The 1402-nt window shown below is 61.8% G+C and carries 1 protein-coding gene; it reads left to right on the plus strand.

The window, feature by feature from the left end; all coding sequences use genetic code 11:
* The first annotated feature begins 91 nt into the window (after positions 1-91).
* Positions 92-1129: an IS110 family RNA-guided transposase gene (locus tag BLV60_RS33845; protein WP_093060173.1), complete on the plus strand. Its 1038-nt coding sequence runs from the start codon at positions 92-94 to the stop codon at positions 1127-1129.
* The last annotated feature ends 273 nt before the right edge of the window (positions 1130-1402 follow it).

A 1402-nucleotide genomic window follows, 5' to 3' on the forward strand; every position in this document is an offset into this window, starting at 1 on the left:
AACCAATGGGATGGACGCCCCCACCCGTACCGGCATCGATGTGCCAAAGTGGAAGTGTCAGCAACCACTTGAACTGAAAGGGGCGTCCACCATGAAGATTACGACTGTTGGCATTGACCTGGCAAAGAACGTGTTCCAGGTTCACGCAGTGGATGAGCATGGCAAGGTCGCGTTGCGCAAGCAACTGCGGCGCGACCAAATGACGGCATTCTTCGTGAACCTTCCGCCGTGCCTCATCGGCATGGAGGCATGTGGCAGCGCCCATCACTGGGCGCGCACCCTGCAGGGCTTCGGCCATACGGTGCGCTTGATGTCGCCACAGTTCGTCAAGCCGTATGTGAAGAGCAACAAGAACGACGTGGCTGATGCAGAAGCCATCTGCGAGGCCGTCACCAGGCCCAGCATGCGATTCGTGCCGGTGAAGAGCGTCGAGCAGCAAGCCGTGCTGTCGCTGCATCGCGCGCGCCAAGGCTTTGTCATCGCCCGCACGGCGCAGGCGAACCAGATTCGCAGCCTCCTGGGCGAGTTCGGCCTGGTCATCCCGAAGGGCATCTGCCACGTCGCCAAGCAAGTCCCCGAGCTGCTTGAAGACGCGAGCAACCAGCTGCCCGGAACGTTCCGCCGACTCATCGCTCGCCTAACCGAGCACCTCAAGGAATTGGACAAGCTGGTCAACGAGTTCGAGGACCAAATCAAGGCCTGGCATCGCAGCAGCGAGCTCAGCCTCCGGCTCGAGAAGATTCCCGGTATCGGACCGCTGGGAGCCAGTGCCCTGGTGGCCTCCATCGCGGATGCGAACAGCTTCGAAAACGGCCGGCAGCTCGCGGCCTGGCTCGGCCTCGTGCCTAGGCAGCATTCGAGCGGAGGCAAACCAACGCTCTTGGGCATCAGCAAGCGCGGCGACGTGTACCTGCGCACCTTGCTGATTCACGGTGCGCGCTCAGCCATCGTGGCGACGCAGCGCAAGGCGGTGAACACCAACGTGTGGCTGGCGAGCCTGCTCAACCGACGACATCCGAACGTGGCGGCCGTCGCCTTGGCCAACAAGAACGTGCGAACGGTCTGGGCACTGCTAGCCCACGGGCGGGAGTTCCGACCTAACTACGTGCCGCCGCAGCTCGCTGCGTAGCCGACCCAACCACCAACACAGAAGGCAGGAGACTGAACCACCGATTGCTCAGGCAATCACGCAGTGATGGCAAAACAGGTTAGACCGTGGTTGGCGAAGCCCAAAACGTCCGGGGCACTCGGAGTGCGGACAACCGATAGAGGAGCCGACCAGCAAACCCCATCAGGGACAGCGGCGAAAAGCCGCAGCGAAAGTCCGAATGTACGGGTGCAATCGAACCTTCAAGTCATCATCAACTGACTGCCTGGCATATTGGGGGGCGTCCATGTACGG

It is taken from the genome of Variovorax sp. YR634 (genome assembly GCF_900106655.1).
GTDB lineage: Bacteria > Pseudomonadota > Gammaproteobacteria > Burkholderiales > Burkholderiaceae_C > Variovorax.

Excerpts from the sequence above, each read along its gene's own strand:
- BLV60_RS33845 (WP_093060173.1), top strand. The coding sequence starts at position 92 with ATGAAGATTACGACTGTTGGCATTGACCTGGCAAAGAACGTGTTCCAG.